Annotated in this window: 18 protein-coding genes; 3 read left to right on the forward strand and 15 right to left on the reverse strand. The window is 66.0% G+C overall.

The window, feature by feature from the left end; all coding sequences use genetic code 11:
• Positions 1–42: 42 nt before the first annotated feature.
• A complete protein-coding gene (locus tag U5768_RS14565; RefSeq protein ID WP_322031100.1) occupies positions 43–363 on the reverse strand; it encodes a pyrimidine/purine nucleoside phosphorylase in 321 nt (106 codons plus the stop codon).
• 236 nt (positions 364–599) lie between these two features.
• On the opposite strand from U5768_RS14565, the gene U5768_RS14570 reads away from it, so the two are divergent.
• Positions 600–2,843, forward strand: coding sequence for a TonB-dependent siderophore receptor (locus U5768_RS14570; RefSeq protein ID WP_322031101.1), 2,244 nt, complete (start codon positions 600–602; stop codon positions 2,841–2,843).
• Between the two features lie 91 nt (positions 2,844–2,934).
• Here the strand turns inward: U5768_RS14570 and U5768_RS14575 are convergent, their stop codons facing one another.
• Both U5768_RS14575 and U5768_RS14580 read right to left on the reverse strand, forming a co-directional pair.
• On the reverse strand, positions 2,935–3,735 hold the full coding sequence (locus U5768_RS14575) for a family 1 encapsulin nanocompartment shell protein (protein WP_322031102.1): 801 nt from the start codon (positions 3,733–3,735) through the stop codon (positions 2,935–2,937).
• Complete coding sequence (locus U5768_RS14580; RefSeq protein WP_322031103.1) at positions 3,728–4,813, reverse strand: Dyp-type peroxidase; 1,086 nt, start codon at positions 4,811–4,813, stop codon at positions 3,728–3,730. Before U5768_RS14580 ends, U5768_RS14575 begins: the two co-directional genes overlap by 8 nt.
• 153 nt (positions 4,814–4,966) lie before the next feature.
• On the opposite strand from U5768_RS14580, the gene U5768_RS14585 reads away from it, so the two are divergent.
• The gene (locus U5768_RS14585; protein ID WP_322031104.1) at positions 4,967–5,239 is read left to right on the forward strand and encodes a hypothetical protein; all 273 of its coding nucleotides are present in this window, start codon (positions 4,967–4,969) and stop codon (positions 5,237–5,239) included.
• A 16-nt stretch (positions 5,240–5,255) separates the two neighbouring features.
• On the opposite strand, the gene U5768_RS14590 is transcribed toward U5768_RS14585, so the two are convergent.
• The 5 genes from U5768_RS14590 to U5768_RS14610 form a co-directional block, all read right to left on the reverse strand.
• Positions 5,256–7,340, reverse strand: coding sequence for a VTT domain-containing protein (locus U5768_RS14590; protein ID WP_322031105.1), 2,085 nt, complete (start codon positions 7,338–7,340; stop codon positions 5,256–5,258).
• 231 nt (positions 7,341–7,571) lie between these two features.
• Positions 7,572–8,807 (reverse strand): CaiB/BaiF CoA-transferase family protein, encoded by a 1,236-nt coding sequence (locus tag U5768_RS14595; protein ID WP_322031106.1) that lies wholly within the window; start codon positions 8,805–8,807, stop codon positions 7,572–7,574.
• Positions 8,808–8,866: 59 nt separating this feature from the next.
• Complete coding sequence (locus U5768_RS14600; protein ID WP_322031107.1) at positions 8,867–10,003, reverse strand: acyl-CoA dehydrogenase; 1,137 nt, start codon at positions 10,001–10,003, stop codon at positions 8,867–8,869.
• A gap of 9 nt (positions 10,004–10,012) precedes the next feature.
• Positions 10,013–11,221, reverse strand: coding sequence for an acyl-CoA dehydrogenase family protein (locus tag U5768_RS14605; protein ID WP_322031108.1), 1,209 nt, complete (start codon positions 11,219–11,221; stop codon positions 10,013–10,015).
• A gap of 23 nt (positions 11,222–11,244) precedes the next feature.
• Complete coding sequence (locus U5768_RS14610; RefSeq protein ID WP_322031109.1) at positions 11,245–13,368, reverse strand: 3-hydroxyacyl-CoA dehydrogenase NAD-binding domain-containing protein; 2,124 nt, start codon at positions 13,366–13,368, stop codon at positions 11,245–11,247.
• 158 nt (positions 13,369–13,526) lie between these two features.
• Here U5768_RS14610 and U5768_RS14615 point away from each other — a divergent pair, with 158 nt between their 5' ends.
• Positions 13,527–14,435: a LysR family transcriptional regulator gene (locus tag U5768_RS14615; protein WP_322031110.1), complete on the forward strand. Its 909-nt coding sequence runs from the start codon at positions 13,527–13,529 to the stop codon at positions 14,433–14,435.
• 52 nt (positions 14,436–14,487) lie between these two features.
• On the opposite strand, the gene U5768_RS14620 is transcribed toward U5768_RS14615, so the two are convergent.
• From U5768_RS14620 to U5768_RS14650, 7 genes are all read right to left on the reverse strand, one after another.
• Positions 14,488–15,279 (reverse strand): DUF4397 domain-containing protein, encoded by a 792-nt coding sequence (locus U5768_RS14620; RefSeq protein ID WP_322031111.1) that lies wholly within the window; start codon positions 15,277–15,279, stop codon positions 14,488–14,490.
• A 295-nt stretch (positions 15,280–15,574) separates the two neighbouring features.
• Positions 15,575–15,973 (reverse strand): Na+/H+ antiporter subunit G, encoded by a 399-nt coding sequence (locus tag U5768_RS14625; protein ID WP_322031112.1) that lies wholly within the window; start codon positions 15,971–15,973, stop codon positions 15,575–15,577.
• Between the two features lie 12 nt (positions 15,974–15,985).
• The gene (locus U5768_RS14630; RefSeq protein WP_321895223.1) at positions 15,986–16,261 is read right to left on the reverse strand and encodes a K+/H+ antiporter subunit F; all 276 of its coding nucleotides are present in this window, start codon (positions 16,259–16,261) and stop codon (positions 15,986–15,988) included.
• On the reverse strand, positions 16,255–16,749 hold the full coding sequence (locus tag U5768_RS14635) for a Na+/H+ antiporter subunit E (protein ID WP_322031113.1): 495 nt from the start codon (positions 16,747–16,749) through the stop codon (positions 16,255–16,257). Before U5768_RS14635 ends, U5768_RS14630 begins: the two co-directional genes overlap by 7 nt.
• A 1-nt stretch (position 16,750) precedes the next feature.
• Positions 16,751–18,415: a monovalent cation/H+ antiporter subunit D gene (locus U5768_RS14640; protein WP_322031114.1), complete on the reverse strand. Its 1,665-nt coding sequence runs from the start codon at positions 18,413–18,415 to the stop codon at positions 16,751–16,753.
• Positions 18,412–18,765, reverse strand: coding sequence for a Na+/H+ antiporter subunit C (locus tag U5768_RS14645; protein ID WP_322031115.1), 354 nt, complete (start codon positions 18,763–18,765; stop codon positions 18,412–18,414). The genes U5768_RS14640 and U5768_RS14645 overlap by 4 nt, the downstream gene beginning before the upstream one ends.
• On the reverse strand, positions 18,765–21,563 hold the full coding sequence (locus U5768_RS14650; RefSeq protein ID WP_322031116.1) for a monovalent cation/H+ antiporter subunit A: 2,799 nt from the start codon (positions 21,561–21,563) through the stop codon (positions 18,765–18,767). Before U5768_RS14650 ends, U5768_RS14645 begins: the two co-directional genes overlap by 1 nt.
• Between the last annotated feature and the right edge of the window lie 65 nt (positions 21,564–21,628).

Here is a 21,628-nt window from a genome sequence, read left to right on the forward strand (position 1 = left end):
CCGTCGCGAGTCACGCGGCGGGCGTTGGGTCAGGCTGATCGCTTACAGGTAGCTGCAAACGTAGTCGAGCGTCTCGATCACGTCGATGTCGAAGCGGCTCTTGCCCGGCACCGAGAACGACTCGCCGGCGCCGTAGGTCTTCCACTCGTCGGCGCCTTCCAGGCGGATGCGGCATTGGCCGGCCTGCACTTCCATCAGTTCGGCGGCGTCGGTGCCGAAGTTCAGCGTGCCCGGCAGGATCACGCCGAGCGTCTTGCGCGAGCCGTCGGCGAACAGCACGGTGTGCGAAACGCACTTGCCGTCGAAATAGACGTTGGCGCGCTTGATTACGGAAACCTGGTCGAATTGTGCTGCTGCCGTCATGGCTGTCTTCCTCTGTCTTCGTGAATGGAACCGGGCGCCGGGACGAGGCGTCGTCGAGGCGAGGCCGCCATCATACCGGCACTCGGGCGCAAGCTGCGCACGGCGTTGCCGGCGAATTGTTCAATGAACATTTACAAACAAATAACAAGTTATTACAATCGCAATGAAGAATGAGAATCATATGCATTCGCAACTAGATCATAACTACGTCAATACGCCGACCAGCTCGCTCACTCATGCCCGTCCATTTCCTGACGCCCAGGCGCGCCATCGCCTCCGTCGCCGCGCTTTATTGCTCCGGTTTCTTCGCATCGCCAGTCCACGCGCAAACCGCGCCCGCCGCCGATAGTCCCGCCGTGGCTGCGCCGGCATCGTCCACGGCCGCTGCGGAGAGCACGCTCCCCTCCGTGAAGGTCGTTTCGTCGCCTTCCGACATGCAGACCAAGGCGCTCGATTCGTACAAGTTCACCGCGCCGCTCATCGACACGCCGCGCTCCGTCACGGTGATTCCGGAGGAAGTGCTCAAGGAAAAGAACGTTACGACGTTCCAGGACGCGCTGCGCACCGTGCCCGGCATCACGTTCCTCGGCGGCGACGCGGCGGCGAATCCGTCCGCCGATCGCCCCGTGATTCGCGGCTTCGAATCGCGCAACTCGATCTTCGTGGACGGCATGCGCGACTCGGGCGTGCAGAACCGCGAAACCTTCGATGTGCAGAACATCAGCGTCATCAAGGGCCCGGACTCCGTGTACGCGGGGCGCGGCTCGGTGGGCGGCAGCATCGACATCACGACGAAAGCGCCACAAGCCGACAACTTCATCGACGGCAGCATGGGCCTCGGCACCGACAGCTACCGCCGCGCCACCATCGACTGGAACCAGACGCTCAACGACACCACCGCGTTCCGCATGAACGCCATGGGCCACGACGCCGACCAGGCGGGCCGCACCGACGTGTACAGCAAGCGCTGGGGCGTGGCGCCCTCGATCGCGTTCGGCCTGAACTCGCCGACCACGGTCACGGTGAGCTACTACCATCTGAACACCTACGACATGCCCGACTTCAGCGTGCCGTTCCGCTCGACGGGCGGCACGCCGGTCTCGTCCAGTCGCGGGCAGTTCTACGGGCTGAACGCGCGCGACTACCGTTACGGCCAGACCGACACGGGCGAAGTGAAAGTGGAGCATCGCATCAACGACGCGTGGAAGATCAAGAACACGACGATGTTCGGCCGCTCGACGCTCGACTACGTGGCGACCAATCCGCAGTTGACGAATGCGAACTCGAACATCCTGAGCCTGCAGGCGAAGAGCGGCAAGTACGCGACCAACAGCGTGGCCAACCAGACCGAAGCGACCGGCAAGTTCGACCTGTACGGCATGCGCCACACGTTCACGGCGGGCGTGGAATTCAGCCACGAGCACGACCTGTACGAGGGATATCTCGTTAGCGATTCGGCGGGCAACAACATCCGCTCGGGCGGCCCGTGCTCGGTCGCGTACAACTGCGCGTCGATCAACAACTGGAATCCGGACAATCCGTGGACGGGCAGCATCGTCCTGAACGGCGACAAGAGTTTCCCCGGCCCTGCCACGCGCACGCAGACGAATATCGCTTCCGCGTACATGTTCGACAGCGTGCAGCTTTCCGAGCGCTGGCTCTTCAACGCGGGCTTGCGTTTCGACCGTTACGACGTGAGCGCGCAGCAGGCGGGCGTGGCCGATCTGTCGAATACGTCGAATCTCTTCAGCTATCAGTTCGGCCTCGTGTTCAAGCCGGTGCCGACGTTGAGCCTTTATGCGTCGTACGGCACCTCGGCGAATCCGCCGGGTTCGAATTCGGGTCTTGGGGGCGGCACCGACCAGATCACCGTGACCAACCAGGACCTCGCGCCCGAGCGCTCGCGCAACATCGAAGTGGGCGCGAAGTGGGACGTGCTGGATCAGCGCCTCTCGCTCACCACGGCGTTGTTCCAGACCGACAAGACTAATGCGCGCGTGAGCGACGGCCTGGGCGGCACGATCAACGCGGGCTCGCAGCGCGTGCGCGGCTTCGAATTTGGTTTCGCGGGCAACGTGACGAACAAGTGGTCGGTGTTCGGCGGCTATTCGTACCTCGACGCGATCACGACCGACGCCGGGCCGGCCAGCCCCACGCTTTCCGGCCTGCCGATGGTGATGGTGCCCAAGCACAACTTCACGCTGTGGACGAGCTATGACGTATTGCCGAAGCTCACAGTGGGTGCGGGCGCAACGGTTTCGAGCCTGACCTATGCATCGGTTTCGGCGACCTCGCGCAAATGGACGCCGGGTTACGCGCGCTTCGATGCTTCGGCTACGTGGCGCGTCTCGAAGAAGATCGATCTGCAGTTGAACGTGAACAACATCTTCGACAAGGAGTACTACCAGAGTGCGTACCCGATTTACGCCACCTGGGCGCCGGGCCGCTCGGCAGTGGTGACGGTGAACTTCTACCAGTGAGCGTTATCGGCTGACAAAGGCAGCGCATGAAAACGAAGGGCGCCCGTAAAAGAGCGCCCTTTTTTCGTGCCCTGCGGGCATCAGCGTGGCTTCACTCCGGCTTCACCGCCACCGACGCCTCGGCGGTCAGCATCATGAACGTGAAGCTCTCCTGAAGATACAGTTTCACGCCCTTGTCGTCGTGAGACGAATACCCAATCGACACGTCCTGGCCGAGGTGGAACGCGAAATCGCCGCCGCGCGTGCTCAGGATCGAGCCGCCTTCGATGGCCGGCGCCCAGATGATCTCGCCATTCACGAGGCGGCGAATGTGCTCGAGAATCGGATAGCCCTGGTCGCTCGCTTCGCTTACCGCCGTGTAGGCATCGGAGCCGAGCAGCACCGCGTAGGGGCCGTCCACGCCTTGCAGACGCAATTGTTCGAGCGCCTTGGCGATGACCGTGGGGTAATCGGCGATATCGGCCGGCATCGGCAGAACCGGGTTCGACGAGCCTTCGCGAATGCCCGTGATCTGCGCGGCCTTGTAGCCGTCGAAAATCGCGCGGTCTTCGGCGAATGCGAGGCGCGTGGCCGCGTCCTTGGCCGGCTGCCAGTCGGAGTCTTCGGCGCCGCGCTCGACGTCGTCGATGGCCTCGCGCGAGAGTTCGAACGGCACGCGCAGTTCCACGATCGCCTTCACTTCGCGCTGGCGCGCGCGAATGCCTTCCAGCGGCGCTTCGATGCCGTTCTGGTGGCCGGTGCCGACCGCCGCGAGCGCCGGGCCGCCGGGGCCTTCGACGTCTACGACCCGACGGCCCGCCAGCGAGCGCTTGAAGGTGCGCGCGACTTCTTCTTCGATTTGCGACCACGCGGCCGTGGAAATGGGCGCCAGCTCGCGATGGAGGTTATTCATACCGGGGTGCTCCTTTGAGGGAACCGATGGCGAGCGAGCCGTCCGCGCTGTGCGCGGCGGCTGGCTCCGTTTCTGTTTCTGGTGGGTTGGCGGCGCTTGCCTCGATGGTGGGCGCGGCGCCCGGGTCGGCTTCGGCGAGCGCTTCGAGCAGCGGTTGCGACGGCACGAAGAAGAGGCCCCCCGTGACGGCGCGGCTGAAGTCGAGCAGCCGGTCGTAGTTGCCCGGCGGCAGGCCGACGAACATGTTTTCGAGCATCTGTTCGATCGGCTCGGGCGAGCGCGCGTAGCCGATGAAATAGGTGCCGAATTCGGCGGAGCCTGGCCGGCCGAACGGCATGTTGTCGCGCAGGATCTTGATTTCGTTGCCCGCGTCGTCTTCGAGCGTGGTGAGCGAGCTATGCGACCAGCTCGGCTTCACGGCTTCGTCCAGTTCGATGTCCTGAAGCTTCGTGCGGCCGATGATGTGTTCCTGCGCCTCCACCGGCAGCGCGTTCCAGCCTTTCATGTCGTGCATGTACTTCTGCACGAGCACGTAACTGCCGCCGCAGAATTCGGGATCTTCATTTTCGCCGATCACCGTGAAATGAACGGCTTCGTTGCCGGTAGGGTTCTCGGTGCCGTCGACGAAGCCGATCATCGCGCGCATGTCGAAGTTGCGAAAGCCGTGGACTTCGTCCACGGTCGTGACCGCGCCCTCAAGACGCGTCATGAGCTGGGTGGCGAGTTCGAAGCACAGGTCGGTTTCGTCGGCGCGAATGTGCAGCAGAATGTCGCCGGGCGTGGCGATGGCGCGGCGCTCGCCCGTGCCGAATTCGCGGAACGGATGCAGGCCGGCGGGGCGCGGTTCGCCGAACAGCTTGTCCCATGCGTCGGACGAAAAGCCCACCACACACGAGAGATTGCCGGCCGGCACGCGCTTGCCCACGGCGCGCACGAGATTGGCGACGTCGCCGCACCAGGCGCGCACCGTGGCGCGGCTCGCGGCGTCTTCGTTGACGGTGGCCACGATGAAGAAAGCATTGCGCGTGACGGCGCTTGAGACGGACTGCGGTTCCTGCGTGAGAGAGGCCGGCGTCATGGTGTGGGGTATCGCTTCGGAGTCGGGTTTGTAGTCTGCTATGCCCGCATAGTTTAGCCAAACTCGGCGAAAAGGGCCGTTTGCATCGTTTGCAGGCTGGCGGCCGGTCATGCGAGGATAGTCGTCGTCATGGCCATCGTGGAGAGATACACCATGTGGGACCACACCGAGCATGAAGGCTTCGAGATCTGGGTGCTGCCGATTCCGGCGTTCGGGCCGCGCGCGCCCGAGCCGCTGTTCCACTACAGCGGCTACATCTGCCGCCACGGCGCGGACGCCCATGTCGAAGGGCGCAGCGTGCGCTTTCACGACATGATGCGCAACTACACGGGCGCCGACGCCGCGCTCGACGCCGCCTACGCCGACGCGCGCAAGCGCATCGACCGCTTCCATGCCACGGGAAGCTGGGGCGAGAGCGCGGCCTGAGCCGTCGATGTTGTTTTCAGCGGCCGCCCTGCACGATGAGTTTCACAGGCCGGCCTTCGCAGCCCATGTCGCCCGGCATCGCAAGCGTGCGCCAGCCCGCCGGTTCGCCGGGGGCGCTGAGTTCCGAGGCGTCGTCGGGATAGGTCGTGACCACGTTGAACGGCCACGACCCGCGGCGCAGCCGCTCGTGCACGAGCGAGCCGACCCAGACCGGCGTGAGCAGCACGTCGGCGGCCTTGCCTTCGCCGGTTCCGGCATGCCGCGGCGCGAGCGCGTAGCCCGACGGCCAGAAACGCAGCACGTCGCGGCGGCTGCCGGGCGCGAACTTTTCGTTGTGGGCGCGTGATTCGTCGATCAGGCGCGCGCGGGCGAATACGAGCGGCGAGGGCAGGCCGTTGTTCAGCTTCGGCAGCAGCGGCAGCGACATCACGTCGACGTTCGGCGCGACGAGCGACAGCAGGTTTCGCACCGAGAGCTGCGGACCCTCGGCCCAGCCCGCGTCGCGCAGCGCCGCGCGCAGGTCCTCGGCGCTCGCGGCCCACTGGATCGTTATCGGCTCGCGGCGCACGCCTTTCATGTCGAAGCGGTAGCACGCGAACGTCCTCCACAACGAGTCGCTCCACTCCAGTTGCGAGATGACGACGGGCGGCGCCGCCGTCGCGGCCGTGGGCGGCTCGGCCGTGCTCCCGGGCAGCATGGCTTGCAGGACGAAGGCGCAAATCAGCACGACGAGCACGACGGGCGGCATGAACACGCGCTGCGGCGGCCGCTTGGGGTAGCGCCAGAGCGAGGTGAGCACCACGATCGCCACCCAGATGGCGGCGAAGGCCGCGCCGCCGATGGCGTCCGAGAACAGGAAGCGGTCGAAGTAGAGCCCCGCGAACGCCACGGCCACGACGATCGCGTTGCCCACGGCGGCGACGATCGCGGCTTCAAGCATGCTCGCGCGGCGTACGAGCAGGAACATCACGAAGCCGTAGACGATCACCATCGTCGAGACGCGGTCGCTCGGGAACACATACGCTTCGAGGGCCTGACCGCGGCCCGGCGCCGTATGGTGAATCGCGAAGCGCAGAATGAGGATGAGCACCTGCGAAACGCCCGCTGCAATCATCCAGTAAGCGATGGTGCGCCAGCGCCGCTCCAGCACCATCCATATGCCCATCGTCGCGACGAGCGCCGCGAGCGTCCAGGCGCTGCCGAGCGTTTCGACGCGCGCGAGCGCCACGTCGGCCCATGTGGTGTGGATCGACTGAAGGAACTGGCGCACGGACTGGTCGAGCTGCACGAGCGGCGCGCCGCGCAGCACGTTGCCGAGCACGTACGAGAACACGGCCGCGCAGATCGGCACGAGGCCCGTGATGACGAGAACGGGACCGAGCGCGGGCTGCGCCGGGTCGAGCAGGCGGGCGATGCGCTTCGAGGCGCGCCCGGGATGCTGCGCCGCCCACTGCGCCGCGCTGCGCCGCGACGCGCCGGCCCAGTTGTCAATGTGCAGGAGCAGCATGCGCACGAAGCGCCAGATGAGCCAGATCGCCAGCGCGACGATGCCGATGACGACCACGAGCCGGAACGACACCGCGCCCGCGAGCTGGAGCGAGGCTCCGAACACTACGCCCGGCACGATATGCGCGGGCGCCCAGATGAGCGCGGAGATCACGTTCATCATGAAAAAGCGCATGGGCTTCATGCCGGCCATGCCCGCGACGATCGGCACCACGGCGCGCAGCGGCGCGATGAAGCGCGCGAGGATCACGCTGCGCGTGCCGTGGCTCACGAAGTAAGCCTGCGCACGTTCGAGAATGCCGGGATGGCGGCTGAACGGCCACATCTGGCCGAGCGAGCCGCGGTAGCGATGGCCGATCCAGAAGCTCACGCCGTCGCCGGCCACGGCGCCGCCGATGGCGCAGACGAAGAGCCAGCCGAGGTTGATCGTGCCGGTGGCCGCGAACGCGCCTGCGACGAACATCGCCGTGCTGCCGGGAATGAACGTGCCGACGAACGCGAGCGATTCGAGGAAGGCGGCGACGACGACAAAGGCGAGCGTCCACGTCGCGTGCGCGGCTAGCAGGTGCAGCAGGTGATCGTAGGCGTGCTCCATGAGCGGGGCAGGTTCGTTCTCTGGCGCTCGCGCGAAGGACGCGAGATTGGGCCGCGGGCAACCGGTCGTCGGCAACCGGCCTGCACGAGTGGAAGCAAGCGGCGTGCGGGGCCATCAGGGGCAATATAACCGGGTGAACGGAACTGCGCGCGGCGGGAGGCCCGGCGCGGGGAGGGGAGCGGGGGCCGCGTCGCGCGGCGGCGACGCGGTGGGTTGGCGGGAGCCGGGCGGCTAGTTCGGGCCCGAGCGCGATCCGGTCACGCCTTTGTCCTTCAACGCGGCCAGTTGTTCCGCCGAATAACCGAGCAGCGTTTGCAGGACTTCCTGCGTGCCTTCGCCCAGTTGCGGAGGCGCGCGCCGCACGGGCATGCGCTCGCCGTCGAAGCGCCAGGGCGGCGCGAGCACCGGCGTCGTGCCGCTTTCGGTCGCCGGGTGCGGCTGCTGCGTGACCATCCCGCCCAGGGTTGCGCGCGGCGACAGCAGCGCCTCGCGCAAACCCGCCACTTCGCCGCACGGAATGCCCGCGCCCGCAAGGCGTTCGAGCAGCAGTTTGCGCGGACGGCTGCGCAGCTCGCGCGTGAGTTCCGGCACGAGCGTTTCGCGGTTCTGCCCGCGCAGGATGTTGGTCTTGTAGCGTGCGTCGTCGGCGAGATCGGCGCGCTCGATCACTTCGCGGCAAAAGCGCTCGAACTGCGCATTGTTGCCCACGGTGACGACGAGCGGACCATCGGCCGCATCGAACACGCCATACGGCACGATCGACGGATGCGCGTTGCCGTAGCGCGGCGGGTCTTCGCCGATCAGCAGCGCTTCGAGGCCGTAGTAAGCGGTGATCATGAGGCCGCAATCGAACAGCGCCATTTCGATGTGGCGCCCGCGTCCCGTGCGCTCGCGCTCGTACAGCGCGGCGAGCATCGCCTGCGAGGAATACATGCCCGTGAAAAGATCCACGACCGCGACGCCGAACTTGAGCGGCGGCTGGTCGGCTTCGCCGTTCATCGCCATGAGGCCCGTTTCGCCCTGCACGACGAGGTCATAGCCGGGGCGCGTGGCTTCCGCACCGGTGCGGTCGTAACCCGAAATCGAGCAATAGATGAGACGCGGATTCTCCTCGCTCAACTGTTCGTAGCCGAGCCCGAGCTTTTCCGCGCCGCCGAACTTGAAGTTCTGCACGACCACATCGCTGGTTTTCGCCAGCTCGCGCACGATCTGCTGGCCTTCGGGCGTTTGCAGATCGAGCGTGATCGAACGCTTGTTGCGGTTCACGCTGTTGAAATACGCGGTCTCGGTCTTGCCGACTCGCACGCCCCAGTCGCGCGTGTCGTCGCCGCGGTCGGGATGCTCGATCTTGATGACTTCCGCGCCGAGGTCGCCGAGCACCATCGCGCTCCAGGGCCCGGCCAGCACGCGCGAAAGATCGAGTACGCGCACGCCCGAAAGCGGCAAGCTGCTTTTTTCTGTCTCCATCAACAGGCACTCCTGGTTCGTTGTGGGGGCAACTTTTTTGTTAGTCGCACCGTCTTGACTCACGCCACTTCATGACCCAGCGCGATGTAACGCGCGAGATGGTGATCCTCGTCGCCGAGCTGATGATCGATCATCACCAGCCGCTTTGCGTAGTGCGCGAGCGGCAATTCCCACGTCATGCCAATGCCGCCGTGCAACTGGATCGCTTCCTCGGCCACGCGCGCGCCGATGCGCCCGATGGTGTATTTCGCCGCCGAAAGCGCACGCTCGCGCTGCGCGCGCGGCGCGTCGATTGCCGCTGCCGCGTTGATGACGGCCGAACGCGCCTGCTCGATTTCGAGCAGCACGTCCGCCATGCGATGCTGCAACGCCTGGAAGCTGCCGATAGGCGCGCCGAACTGCTTGCGTGTACGCAGGTATTCGAGCGTGAAGTCGCGTGCGACATCCATCGCACCCACGGCTTCCGACGCCAGCGCCACAATGCCGTAGCCCCGCGCCTGTTCGAGCGTCGCGAAGCCGCTGCCTTGCGCGCCGACGAGCGCATCGGCATTCACCTTCACGTTGTCCAGCGTCACTTCCGCGGCGCGGCCGCCGTCGATCTTTCCGTAGCCACGCACGCTTACGCCTGCCGAATCGCGCGGCACGAGGAAGAGGGAGATGCCCGCTTCGTTGAATTCGCTTCCCGAGGTGCGCGCCGAAACGAGCAGCACGTCGGCATGTTCCGCATGTTGCACGACGCCTTTCGCGCCTTGCAGCACCCAGCCGTCGTTATGCTTTTCAGCGCGCGTCGCAACGCGTGCGTCCTCGTAATGCGAGCCCGGTTCGTCGTGCGCGAGCGCGGCGATTTGCGAGCCGTCGATCAACGACGCAATGCGCGCGCGCTGCGCGTCGCTGCCCGCATGCGCGAGCGCGCGGCCAACCATCAGCGTATCGAGGAACGGCTCGACCACGAGCCCGCGCCCGAGCGCTTCGAACACCACGGCGACGTCGAAGCCCGCGCCGCCAAAGCCGCCATCGGCTTCCGCGAACAGCGCGCCGATCACGCCGAGTTCGGCGAAGCGCTGCCACATGTCCGCGCTAAAGCCTTCCGTGGAGCGCGCGATGGTATCGCGCGCCGTAAAACCGTATTGCTCCGCGACGAAGCGGTTGAGCGTGTCCGCAAGCATGCGGCGGTCTTCGGTGTGCTGGAAGTCCATGTGTACCTCTCAAAGACCGAGAATCATCTTGGAGATGATGTTCTTCTGAATTTCGTTGGAGCCGCCGAAAATCGACAGCTTGCGGTTGTTGAAATATTGCGCGGCGGCGCTCGCGGCTTCGTCGGGGCCGATTGCCGCGCCCGCGTAGTCTTCATCGAGCGCTTCCTCGACGAACGGCGCCGCGTACGGTCCCATCGCGCGGCGCAGCAGCGACGAAATCTCCTGGCGGATTTCGGTGCCGCGAATCTTCAGCATCGAGCTTTCCGCGCCGGGCACGCCGCCGCCCGCGACGGCGGCGATCACGCGCAGGTTCGTCGTCTTCATGTTCTCCAGATCGATCTCGACCTTTGCGAGGCGCGCGGCGAACTGCGGATCGTCCGCGAGCGGCTTGCCGTTGCGCGTGACTTTGCGCGCGGCGCGCTTCAGGCGCGCGAGCGCCGCCACCGAAAAGCCCACGCCCGCGATATTCGTGCGCTCGTACGTGAGCAGATACTTCGCGTACGTCCAGCCCTTGTTTTCTTCGCCTACGAGGTTGGTTGCCGGCACGCGCACGTCGGTGAAGAATACTTCGTTCACCTCATGTTCGCCGTCGAGCGTGACGATCGGGCGTACTTCGATACCCGGCGTATTCATGTCGATCAGCAAAAAGCTGATGCCTTCCTGCTTGCGCACGTCGGTGGCGGTGCGCACGAGGCAGAAAATCATGTTCGCGTAATGGCCGAGCGTGGTCCACGTTTTCTGGCCGTTCACCACGTAGTGATCGCCGTCGCTGTCTTTCTTGAGGACCGCAGTCGTGCGAACAGAGGCGAGGTCCGAGCCCGCGCCCGGTTCCGAATAACCCTGGCACCACCAGTCCGAGCCGTCGAGAATGCGCGGCAGCCAGTAGCGCTTTTGCGCCTCGCTGCCGTACTTGATGAGCACGGGCCCGAGCATGTTCACGCCGAACGGCACGATGCGCGGCGCGCCCGCAATCGCGCATTCGTTTTCGAAGATGAACTTCTGCACGGGGCTCCAGCCGGGGCCGCCGTATTCCTTCGGCCAGTGATTCGCGAGCCAGCCTTTTTCGTGGAGGATAGCGTGCCATTGCGCCATGTCGTCGCGCGTGAGGTGCTTTCCGTTGCTCACCTTGCTGGCAAGCCGCTGCGGCAGGCGCTCTTGCAGGAACGCGAGCACTTCGCTGCGAAACGCCTCTTCTTCGGCGGTGAATTTGAGGTCCATGCGTGATTCTCCTTATTCGACCTTCAAGCCGACTGATTGAGGCTCGCGAAATTCTCGCCGCGCTCCACGAGTTCGACGAGCAGCGGCGAGGGACGCCAGAACAGCGGATCTTCCTTCGCGTACTCGCGGATATCGGCGAGCACGTTGGCGAGGCCCACGGTATCGGCGTACTTCATCGGGCCGCCGCGATAGCGCGGGAAGCCGTAGCCGTAGAGCAGCGTGACGTCCACGTCGAGGGGGCGCAGCGCAATGCCTTCGTGCACGACGTTCGCGCCTTCGTTGATCATGGCGGCCATGTAGCGGCGCATGATTTCTTCGTCGCTGAAGCTGCGCGGCTCGATGCCCGCCCGCTCCCGCTCGGTGCGGATGATGGCTTCGACTTCGGGGTCGGGCGTGCCGGTGCGCGCGCCTTCGGGGTAGAGATAGAAGCCTCGGCCCGTCTTCTGGCCGAACCAGCCGCGCTCGCAAATGCGGTCGGCAATCTGCACGTAGCGCGCCTTCGGGTCGCGCGTGGCGGCGCGGCGTTTGCGCGTGGCCCAGCCAATGTCGCCGCCCGCGAGATCGACGACCTGATACGGGCCCATCGGAAAACCGAAGCCGCGCACGGCCTTGTCGATCTGATAGGGCGAAGCGCCGTCCTCCATCAGATGATCGGCGGCGGTGCGGAACACCGCGAGAATGCGATTGCCGATGAAGCCGTCGCACACGCCCGCGCGCACGGGCACCTTGCGCAGTTTCTTCGCCAGCTCGAAGGCGGTGGCGACCACGTCGGCGCTCACCTGCTTCGGCACCACGATTTCAAGCAACTTCATGATGTTGGCGGGCGAGAAGAAGTGCAGACCCACCACGTCCTGCGGTCGCTTGATGCTGGCCGCGATGGCGTCGATGTCGAGATACGAGGTGTTGGTCGCGAGCACCGCGCCCGGTTTGCACACGCGGTCCAGTTCGGCGAACACGGCCTGCTTCACTGCCATGTCCTCGAACACGGCTTCGATCACGAGATCGGCGCTCGCCAGCGCGTCGTACGACGTGCTGCCGCTAAAGCGCGCGAGAATCTGCGCTTTCGCGTCGGGCGTCATGCGGCCCTTGGCGATCAGTCCGTCGTAGACTTTTTCCACGTGCGCGCGGCCGCGTGCGAGCGAGGCGTCGTCGCGCTCGATCATCGTCACGGGCAGGCCCGCGTCGAGTACGGCCACGGCGATGCCCGCGCCCATCGTGCCGCCGCCGATCACGCCGACGCTTTCAATCGCGCGCGGCTTCGCGCTCTTCGTTTCGGGAGCCTTCTGCACTTCGCGTTCGGCGAAGAACGCGTGCACGAGGCCCGCGCGCTGGGGGCTTTCGAGGCATTCGAGGAACTGCTTGCGCTCGAAGCGCAGACCTTCGTCGAACGAAAGATCGAGCGCCGCCTGCACGCAATCGACGATCTTCAGCGGCGAAAAGAGGCCACGCGATTTCTTCGCGGTGTCGGCGCGCGCGGCGTCGATGGCGGCCTGTGCCTGCGCGCGGTCCGCGAGCGCCCGGGCGTCGCGCGTGCGGCGCACCGGCGCATGGCCGGCGAGCAGTTCCTGCGCGTAGGCGAGGCCTTCGGCGAGCAGGTCGTCGCTCGCGCCCACGCGGTCGACGAGGCCAAGCTTCTGCGCTTCCTGCGCGCTCGCGTGGCGGCCGCTCAGCATGAGCGAGAGCGCGGCTTCGGCGCCGATCAGACGCGGCGTGCGCTGCGTGCCGCCGGCTCCTGGCAGCAGGCCCAGTTGCACTTCGGGCAGGCCGAGCTTCGCGCCGGCCACGGCGAGCCGGTAGTGCGCCGCGAGCGCCACTTCGAGGCCGCCGCCCAGCGCCGCGCCGTGAATGGCGGCGATCACCGGCTTGCGGCAGGCCTCGATGCGGTTGCACACGTCGGGCAGCGCAGGCGGTTGCGGCGGCTTGCCGAACTCGCGAATGTCCGCGCCGGCGATGAAGTTGCGCCCCGCGCCGACGATCAGCACCGCCTGCACGGCGTCGTTCGCCTCGGCGTGCTCGATGGCGGCGGCAAGGCCGCGGCGTACGTCCACGCCCAGCGCATTGACGGGCGGATTGTCCACGGTGACGAGCAGCACCTTGCCGCGCAGTTCGTGAGTGACGGGGGAGGCGTTCACGGGATCGGATGCCATGGGGGTGATGTCTCCATAATGAGGGCCGGACTGAGGCTGTATCGATGGCCCAGGCGGCAATGTTTCATGTTCGCGTCGATTCTGGGCGCGTCAGGGGCAATTGACAATCCCATGGCTCATTGACAGACTGTCAAAATATCCTTGACAGTGGATGGGCCATGGACGTCAATGCGCTGACCTTGCTGGTGGAGATTCTCGACGCGGGCAACCTGAGCGAGGCGGCGCGCCGACTCAAGATGAGCCGCGCGAACGTCAGCTACCACCTCAACCATCTGGAGAAGTCGATCGGGCTGCAACTCGTGCGCCGTACCACGCGCCGCGTCGAGCCGACCGAAATCGGCCTGAAGCTCTACGAGCATGGCCGGGCCATTCAGAACGCGCTGCTCGCCGCGCGCGAATCGGTTTCCACCCTGGGCCAGAGCCTGCAAGGGCGCGTGCGCCTTTCGGTGCCGAGCGGCTACGGGCAGCTCGTCATGTCGGACTGGCTCATCCAGTTCAAGCGCATGCACCCCGGCATCGTGCTCGACGTGATGTTCGAAAATCGCGTGGAAGACCTGCTGCGCGACGAAGTGGATATCGCCGTGCGCGTGATGCACGAGCCGCCGCAAAATCTCGTGGCGCGCGACATGGGGCCGGTGAAGTACATCGCGTGCGCGTGCAGGGAGTGGGCGCAGAAGCACGGCATGCCGCAGACGCTGGAAGACCTGGCGCGCGCGCCCGTCATCACGGCAACGGTGGTAGGGCGGCAATTGCGCCTGGCGGGTTATTTGAAGGAAGTCCGGCACGAGGTGTTGCTCGAGCCTTCGATCATTTCGGAGAACTTTCTATTTCTGCGCCAGTCCATTCTCGCGGGACTGGGCGTAGGCATCGTGCCCGACTACGTGATGCACGACGACATTCGCCAGGGCGCCGCCCTCACGTCGCTCGACGCCTGGCGGTTGAGCATTTTCGGCACGCACATGTATATGCTTTATATGCCGAACCGGCATCACACGCGGGCGGCGTCAACCTTCATCGAGTACGTGCTGGACGAAGCGCGCAAGACCGGGCGCGGCGCGAACGCGTGAGGTGCGCATACAGCGCACCTCGACTCGCCGCGCCGGTTGCGCGCGCAACGACTTACTGGCCCGTGAGGGTGTTGTTGTACTCCACGGCCGGCTGGGTGGTATTGCCGCCCTGGGCGACGAGCAGGTGAATCTGGCCCGGCAGGAGCTGTGAGAGCGTGCCAGCGATCGGCACCGTCGTAATGAGCCAGTCCGCGTTGTTCGCCAGATTGAAGGAAGCCGACTGGTAGATCGCCGTCTTGCTGCCCGCCGTCGTGGCGATCGCCACGTAGTTGCCGCCGTTCAGGTAGATCGAGTCCTGACCGCTCGCGGGCACGGCGTTCTTGTACCCCACGGCCGGCAACGTCGGCTGCACGTTATTGATGTCCGTGCCCGGCGCGACGATGTAGATGTCGAGGTTCTGCGCGTTGACAGTGGCGTTGAACGCGCGCACGCGTGCGCTGCTGGACAGCAGGCCCTTGTCGAACGGATCGTCGATCAGGCCGATATCGGCGCCCGCGAGCGAGGGCAGCGCGAGCACGGTGTACTCGTGACCCTTCGCCACGTCGGGGAAGTTGCCGCTGGCAATCGCCGTGGTCGTGCCCGTGCTGGCGTACGAGACGTTCGTGTTGCCGGTGTTGATGTTCGCGAAGTTCGTCACCTGCTTATAGGCGATGTTCGTCTGCAGGGCACTGCCGTTCACGAGGAAATCCACATTCGGGCCGCCGGGCAGGGCATGCACGAAGTGAATTTCGGGGTTCTGCACGCCGATTTCCTTGCCGACGTCGTTGCTGCTGCTGCCCCCGCCGCATGCCGTAAGCAGGGCTGCCGCGCTCGCAAAGGCGAGCAGGGTGCGTATCGTTTTCATTGTTCACCTCATCTGTTTCGTTCAGGCTGCACGGTTTACGGCCTCGATTGCGGCCGTGCTTTGTTATTACGTGTCATTGCGCCCGCTCGCGAGCCGGGACCGGCGGCGCGATGCTGCACTGGGCGAGAACGATCAGCAATTGGTGTGCCGCGTGTTGCGGATCGCACGCTCACAGCGCGTGCGACGGGGAAGAAGAGAGGGTAGGGCGCGCGTACGAAGCCTGGCGCGCGGCCTTTACAACGTGCGATGGCAGCTTTTACCGGCGCGAAAAGCGCGACAACGCTTGCGCCGGGAATCAGGAATCCTGGGCGCCGTGGGCGTCCGGGTTCTCGTCTTGCACCCGTGCATCGCCTGGACGCGTAATGGTGGCGCCCGGCCGCCCGCGCGTGGCGGACGAAACGGACACCCGCTGCTGGATGCCGGCCTTCGTGAGCATATGCGCGCTGATGGGCGCGGTGAGAAAGAGGAACGCCGGGATCAGCACTTCGTGCAGGCTCGCGAAATTGTTATGCGCGCTGAAGTAGACCACGGAAGCGAGCACGACGCCGCCCACGCCGAGCGTGGTCGACTTGGTCGGGCCGTGCAGGCGCATGTAGAAGTCGGGCAGGCGCGCAAGGCCTATCGCGCCGATCAGCGTGAACGCGCTGCCGACCAAAAGCAGCGCGCAGACAATCGCTTCGATGACGGTTTGCATGACGGCCTCGCCCTAGTTCAATTCGATGATGTCGCCGCGCTGCAGATACTTCGTGAACGCCACGGTCGCCACGAATCCCATCACCGCGATGAGCAGCGCGATTTCGAAGAAGACCGTCGAGCGCAGCATGATGCCGTAGACGACGATCAGCGCGATGGCGTTGATATTGAGCGTGTCGAGCGCGACGAGCCGGTCGGGCAGCGAGGGCCCGCGCACGAGGCGCACGAGCGTGAGCAGAAACGCGAGCCCGAGGATCGCGAACGACACCGGAATGGCGATGGCTAGCATGCGAAGATCTCCATGAGCGGGGCTTCATAACGGGACTTGATCAGGGCGACGAGCGCGGCTTCGTCTTCGAGATCGAGCACGTGGACGGTGAGGCGCGTGCGGTCGTCGGAGAGTTCGGCGCACAGCGTGCCGGGGCTCAGCGAAACGATGCTGATGAGCGCCGAGAGCGCGATTTCGTGCGTGCTGTCGAGCGGCACTTCGATGAAGGCGGGGCGCAGCCGTTTCGTTGGACCGAGCACGAGCAGCGCGACTTCGAGATTCGCCACGAGAATGTCGTAAAGCACATGCCCGAAGAGCCGCACGAGCAGCCACGGTCTGCCGAAGCGCACGGGCGCGAGCCACAACCCTTCGCCGATGGCGAAGGCGATAACCGTGCCGAGCACGAGACCGAGCAGCACATTGCCCGGCGACACGTCGTTCATCAGCAGCACCCAGCAGACGAGCAGCACGACCGTGAGCCAGGGGTGCGGGAAAAGCCTCTTGAGCATGTCAGCTTCCTCCGCCTTGCGACGTTTGCGACGGCGATGCGGGCAGGATCGCCTGAACGTAGGCTTCGCGGTCGAGCAACTGCGCCGCGGTGGCGTCGAGGTATTGCTTGAGCGGGCCCGCAAACACCGTCGCGGCCACCACGCCCGCGAGCAGCAGCGCACACGCGGCGAGCTTCGCGCGACTGCCGCGCGGCGCGGCGGCGGGCGCGCCGTCGTAGGCGCGTGCGGCGGGAATCGCCCACAAGAGCCGCGTGCCGGTGCGGCTCAGTGCGACGATCGAGAGCAGTCCCGAGATCAGCACGGCGGGCCAAAGCACCACGGCCTGCGAGAGCGGCGTGGCGGCGAGCACCATGGCTTTGCCGAGAAAGCCCGAGAGCGGTGGCAAGCCAACCGCGCCAACGGCTGCCGCGAGATAGAGTGCGCCGGCGAAGTTCGAAGGCCAGGGTGCGGGCGGCTTTTCCGGGGCCGCCGGCCTTGCCGGCGCGGCGAACGGCTCACCGTCCGCCTCCGGCGTGATGGCGGGCGCGGTGGCGTCGTCGAGCGATTCGAGCGATGCGGGCTCGCGTGTTTCGAGTGCCGCGGGCTCGGCCGCCGATCCGGTTGCTTCGGACTCCAGCGTATCGGCGAGCATGAACAGCGCGCCCGTGCACAGCGTCGTGCTGATGAGGTAGTACAGCAACGCACTCCACGCGAGCACCGTCTGCAACGTCACGGCGGCGATCAGCAGGCCGACCGAAACCAGCACGAGAAAGCCGGTCGTGGTCTTGAGGCTCGACACGGCAAGCGCGCCGAGCGCGCCATAGATGATCGTCGCGATGGCGAGCCACCACGCCCACTGATGCAGGAACGTATCGAGCACGCCGCCCGCCGCGCCGAACACGAGCGCGTCGCAGCGAAGCATCGCGTAGATGCCCACCTTGGTCATGATGGCGAACAGCGCAGCCACCGGGCCAATCGCGCTGCGATACGCCTGCGGCAGCCAGAACGACATGGGGAACACGGCGGCCTTCAGGCCGAACACGAGCATGAGCGTCGCGCCCGCGAACTGCGCGAGCGGCAGCGACGCCGCGTCGAGATGCGCGAGCCGCTCGCCCATGTCGGCCATGTTGAGCGTGCCCGTCAGGCCGTAGAGCACGCCCAGCGCGATCAGGAAGAACGACGAGCCAACGAGGTTCAGCAGCATGTAGTGCAGACCGTTGCGCACGCGGCGGCGTCCGCCGCCGTGCAGCAGCAGCGCGTAAGAGGCGATCAGCAGGAGTTCGAAGAATACGAACAGGTTGAAGAGGTCGCCCGCGAGAAACGCGCCGTTCAGGCCCATCAGTTCGAACTGCACGAGCGCGCGATAGTAGCGCCCGCGCCGCGCGTCGGCGCTCGTCGTGCCGAGCAGGCAGCAGCACGCGAGCAGCGCGGTCAGCACGAGCATGAGCGCGCCAAGGCGGTCGATCTGCAGCACGATGCCGAACGGCGCGGGCCACGCGCCGAGGGCATAGCTCGCGATTCTCCCTTGCGCCGCGAATTCGGCGAGCGCTACCGCCACAGGCAGCAGCGCGAGCGTGGCGATCACGTTGATGGCGCGCTGCAGGCGCTTCGCGCGCAGCGGCAGCGCAACGATCGCGCCGGCCGCAAAAAGCGGTATGAGGATGGGCAGGATGAGAGCGTGGTTCATTCGCCGCGCATCTCCTGGCCGTGGCCGTGCGCGCTGCCGCCATCCACGTGATCGGTGCCGTCGATCGCGAGCGCGCGCAGCGCGAGCACCACGGTGAACGCCGTCATGGCGAAGCCGATCACGATGGCCGTGAGCACGAGCGCCTGCGGCACGGGGTCCGCGTATTGGGCGCCCGGTGCGATCACGGGCGGCTTGCCGGTGGAAAGACGGCCCATGCCGAGCAGGAACAGGTTGATCGCATACGAGAACAGCGTAATGCCGAGGATCACCGGCAACACGCGCGCACTCAGCAGCAGATAGATGCCGCTTGCGCAGAGCACGCCGAGCGTAATGGCGAACGCGGCTTCCATCAGCTTTTCTCCACGGATTGCATGTCCTTGTCGCGCACGCCGAGGTGCGAGACGATCGTGAGCGTCGTGCCCACCACGGCGCCCAGCACGCCGAGGTCGAACAGCATGGCCGTGCTCAGTTCGATTTCGCCGATCAGCGGCACGTGCACATGGCCGAACGCGCTGGTGAGGAAGGGCTGGCCTAGAACGATCGCGCCCACGCCCGTTGCGGCCGCAACGAGAATGCCGAGACCCGCGAGCGCGCGGTAGTTGATGCGGATGCGCGACTCCGTCCACAGCACGCCGCTTGCCACGTATTGCAGCAGGAGCGCAATGGCGATCACGAGCGAGGCGATGAAGCCGCCGCCCGGCAGATTGTGACCGCGCAGGAAGATGAACACGGCAACGAGCAGCGTGAGCGGCAGCATGAGACGCGCGAGAATGGCGAGCAGCAGCGGATGCGACTGCGAGGACCACGGCAGGCCGCCCGGCCCCGTGTCGGGCGACTTCAGGCGCAGGCCGCGCAGCAGCGCCTTCACGGCGAGCCCCGCGACCACGAGCACGCTGATCTCGACCATCGTGTCGAAACCGCGGAAATCCACGAGGATCACGTTCACGACGTTGTGACCGCCGCTGCCCGGCAGCGCGTTCGCCAGAAAGAACTGGCCGATGCCTTCGATGGGCGCACGCGTCATGACTGCGTACGCCACGCCGCCGATCAGCGCGCCGCCCGCAATGGCGAGCACCGCGTTGCGCACACGCGCGGCAGGCGCCTGTTGCGCGCGCTGCACGACCGGCAGGAAGTAAATGGCGAGCACGAGCAGCAGCACGGTGACCACTTCCACGGATATCTGCGTGAGCGCGAGGTCCGGCGCCGAAAAGCGCACGAACGCGAGCGTGACGAGCAGCCCGCAGGTGCTCAGCATCACGAGCGCATAGAGCGTATTGGCGCGCACGAGCACGACGGCCACCGCCATCAGCGCCATCAGCACGAGGCCGACGAGCGTCATCGCGTCGAGCGGCGTCGAGCGGTATGCGCCGTCTAGCGACGGCAGCGCGATGAGCGCCGCGCCTGGCACGATCAGCATCGCCGCGATCATCCACGCGAGATACGACGGCAGCGAACGCGTTTCGAAGCGGCTCACCACGAAGCCCGCGGCTTTTTCGAGCCGCTGCACGAAGCGGTCGAAGCCTTCGCTTGCGTTCATTTCGGAAAGCACCGAACGATGATGGCGGAACGCATCGCGGCGATAGAAGAATAGCAGCGCGCCGCCCGCGAACGACACGCAGCTCATCAGCAGCGGCAGATTGAGGCCGTGCCACAAGCTCAGGCTATAGTTGGGCACGACGCCGCCCAGCGCGAACCATGCCGCGGATTCGAGCGTCTTGCCGATGGTCTGCTGCGGCACGAGCCCGATGAGCAGACAGATCACGACGAGAATTTCGACCGGCAGCTTCATGAAGCGCGGCGGCTCGTGCGGCGGGTAGTGCGGAAGGTCGTGAGGCGTTTCGCCGTCGAAGAACACGCCCCATACGAAGCGCAGCGAGTACGCCACCGAGAGCCCCGCCGCGATGACCGCGAGGCCCGGAATGATCCAGTTGAAGTCGCCGAGCAGCCCTTGTGCAAGCGTTTCGCCGAAGAACATCTCCTTCGACAGAAAGCCGTTGAGCAGCGGTACGCCCGCCATGGCGAGCGACGCCACGGCGGCCAGCGCGGCGGTATGCGGCATGAAGCGCCCCAGGCCGCGCAGGCGGCCGAGATCGCGCGTGCCCGTCTCATGGTCGATGATGCCCGCGGCCATGAAGAGCGAAGCCTTGAATACCGCGTGATTGAAGGTGTGAAAGAGCGCGGCGACGGTGGAAAGCTGCGTGTCGAGGCCGAACAGCAGCACGATGAGCCCGAGATGGCTAATGGTCGAATACGCGAGCAGCCCCTTGAGATCGCGCTGCACGAGCGCCATGGCCGCACCGCCCGTGAGCGTGACGAGGCCGATCAGGCTCGTTACGTAGAAGAACCACGCCGTGCCTTCGAGCACGGGGTAAAAGCGCGCGATCAGGAAGATGCCCGCCTTCACCATGGTCGCCGAATGCAGGTAGGCGGAAACGGGCGTGGGCGCCGACATGGCATGCGGCAGCCAGAAGTGGAACGGGAACTGCGCCGATTTCGTGCAGGCCGCGAAAAGAACGAGCAGGAGAATGGCGGGATACAGCGGATTGCGCTGCACCTGGCCCGCATGCGCGAGCACGACGTCGAGATCGTAGCTCCCGCAAACATGGCCGAGCAGCAGCACGGCGGCCAGCAGCGCGAGGCCGCCCGCACCCGTGATGGTCAGCGCCATGCGCGCGCCGCGCCGCGCTTCGGGGCGCGAAGGCCAGAAGCCGATCAGCAGGAACGACACGATGCTCGTGAGTTCCCAGAAGATCACGAGCAGCAGCAGGTTATCCGAGAGCACGACGCCGAGCATCGCGCCCATGAAGAGCAGCAGCAGCGCGTAAAGGCGCGGCAGCGATTCGCTGCCCGCGAGGTAGTAGCGCGCGTAGATGAAGACGAGCAGGCCGATCGCGAGCACGAGGAGCGCGAACATGAACGAGAGGCCGTCGAGGCGCAGCGCGAACGAGAGGCCAAGCTGCGGGACCCAGCCAGCCTGCCAGTGCAGCACGCCATGGGTGGCCATGCCCACGCGTTCGCTGCCCAGCAGTCCAAGCCCGATGAGCGCGGCCGCGAAAGCGATCCAGGTGCTGGCGGCGGGCAGCGGCCTCGCGAACGCGACGAGCGCCGCGGCGACGAACGGTAATACGACGAGCCACCCCATTGCCATTCGACACTCCCTGAAAATCGACAGGGCGCCGGGTCGCCCCGCCGCAGTTCACGATCATAGCCGCA

The sequence above is a fragment of the Paraburkholderia sp. J76 genome (genome assembly GCF_905220295.1).
Lineage (GTDB): Bacteria > Pseudomonadota > Gammaproteobacteria > Burkholderiales > Burkholderiaceae > Paraburkholderia.

Bases quoted from the DNA above. Each gene is read 5' to 3' on its own strand.
- U5768_RS14585 (WP_322031104.1), top strand. From the start codon at position 4,967: ATGTGGGACCACACCGAGCATGAAGGCTTCGAGATCTGGGTGCTGCCG.
- U5768_RS14590 (WP_322031105.1), bottom strand. From the start codon at position 7,340: ATGGAGCACGCCTACGATCACCTGCTGCACCTGCTAGCCGCGCACGCG.
- U5768_RS14570 (WP_322031101.1), top strand. From the start codon at position 600: ATGCCCGTCCATTTCCTGACGCCCAGGCGCGCCATCGCCTCCGTCGCC.
- U5768_RS14650 (WP_322031116.1), bottom strand. From the start codon at position 21,563: ATGGCAATGGGGTGGCTCGTCGTATTACCGTTCGTCGCCGCGGCGCTC.
- U5768_RS14595 (WP_322031106.1), bottom strand. From the start codon at position 8,807: ATGGAGACAGAAAAAAGCAGCTTGCCGCTTTCGGGCGTGCGCGTACTC.
- U5768_RS14640 (WP_322031114.1), bottom strand. From the start codon at position 18,415: ATGAACCACGCTCTCATCCTGCCCATCCTCATACCGCTTTTTGCGGCC.
- U5768_RS14645 (WP_322031115.1), bottom strand. From the start codon at position 18,765: ATGGAAGCCGCGTTCGCCATTACGCTCGGCGTGCTCTGCGCAAGCGGC.
- U5768_RS14580 (WP_322031103.1), bottom strand. From the start codon at position 4,813: ATGACGCCGGCCTCTCTCACGCAGGAACCGCAGTCCGTCTCAAGCGCC.
- U5768_RS14565 (WP_322031100.1), bottom strand. From the start codon at position 363: ATGACGGCAGCAGCACAATTCGACCAGGTTTCCGTAATCAAGCGCGCC.
- U5768_RS14575 (WP_322031102.1), bottom strand. From the start codon at position 3,735: ATGAATAACCTCCATCGCGAGCTGGCGCCCATTTCCACGGCCGCGTGG.
- U5768_RS14625 (WP_322031112.1), bottom strand. From the start codon at position 15,973: ATGCAAACCGTCATCGAAGCGATTGTCTGCGCGCTGCTTTTGGTCGGC.
- U5768_RS14620 (WP_322031111.1), bottom strand. From the start codon at position 15,279: ATGAAAACGATACGCACCCTGCTCGCCTTTGCGAGCGCGGCAGCCCTG.
- U5768_RS14605 (WP_322031108.1), bottom strand. From the start codon at position 11,221: ATGGACCTCAAATTCACCGCCGAAGAAGAGGCGTTTCGCAGCGAAGTG.
- U5768_RS14615 (WP_322031110.1), top strand. From the start codon at position 13,527: ATGGACGTCAATGCGCTGACCTTGCTGGTGGAGATTCTCGACGCGGGC.
- U5768_RS14630 (WP_321895223.1), bottom strand. From the start codon at position 16,261: ATGCTAGCCATCGCCATTCCGGTGTCGTTCGCGATCCTCGGGCTCGCG.
- U5768_RS14600 (WP_322031107.1), bottom strand. From the start codon at position 10,003: ATGGACTTCCAGCACACCGAAGACCGCCGCATGCTTGCGGACACGCTC.
- U5768_RS14610 (WP_322031109.1), bottom strand. From the start codon at position 13,368: ATGGCATCCGATCCCGTGAACGCCTCCCCCGTCACTCACGAACTGCGC.
- U5768_RS14635 (WP_322031113.1), bottom strand. From the start codon at position 16,749: ATGCTCAAGAGGCTTTTCCCGCACCCCTGGCTCACGGTCGTGCTGCTC.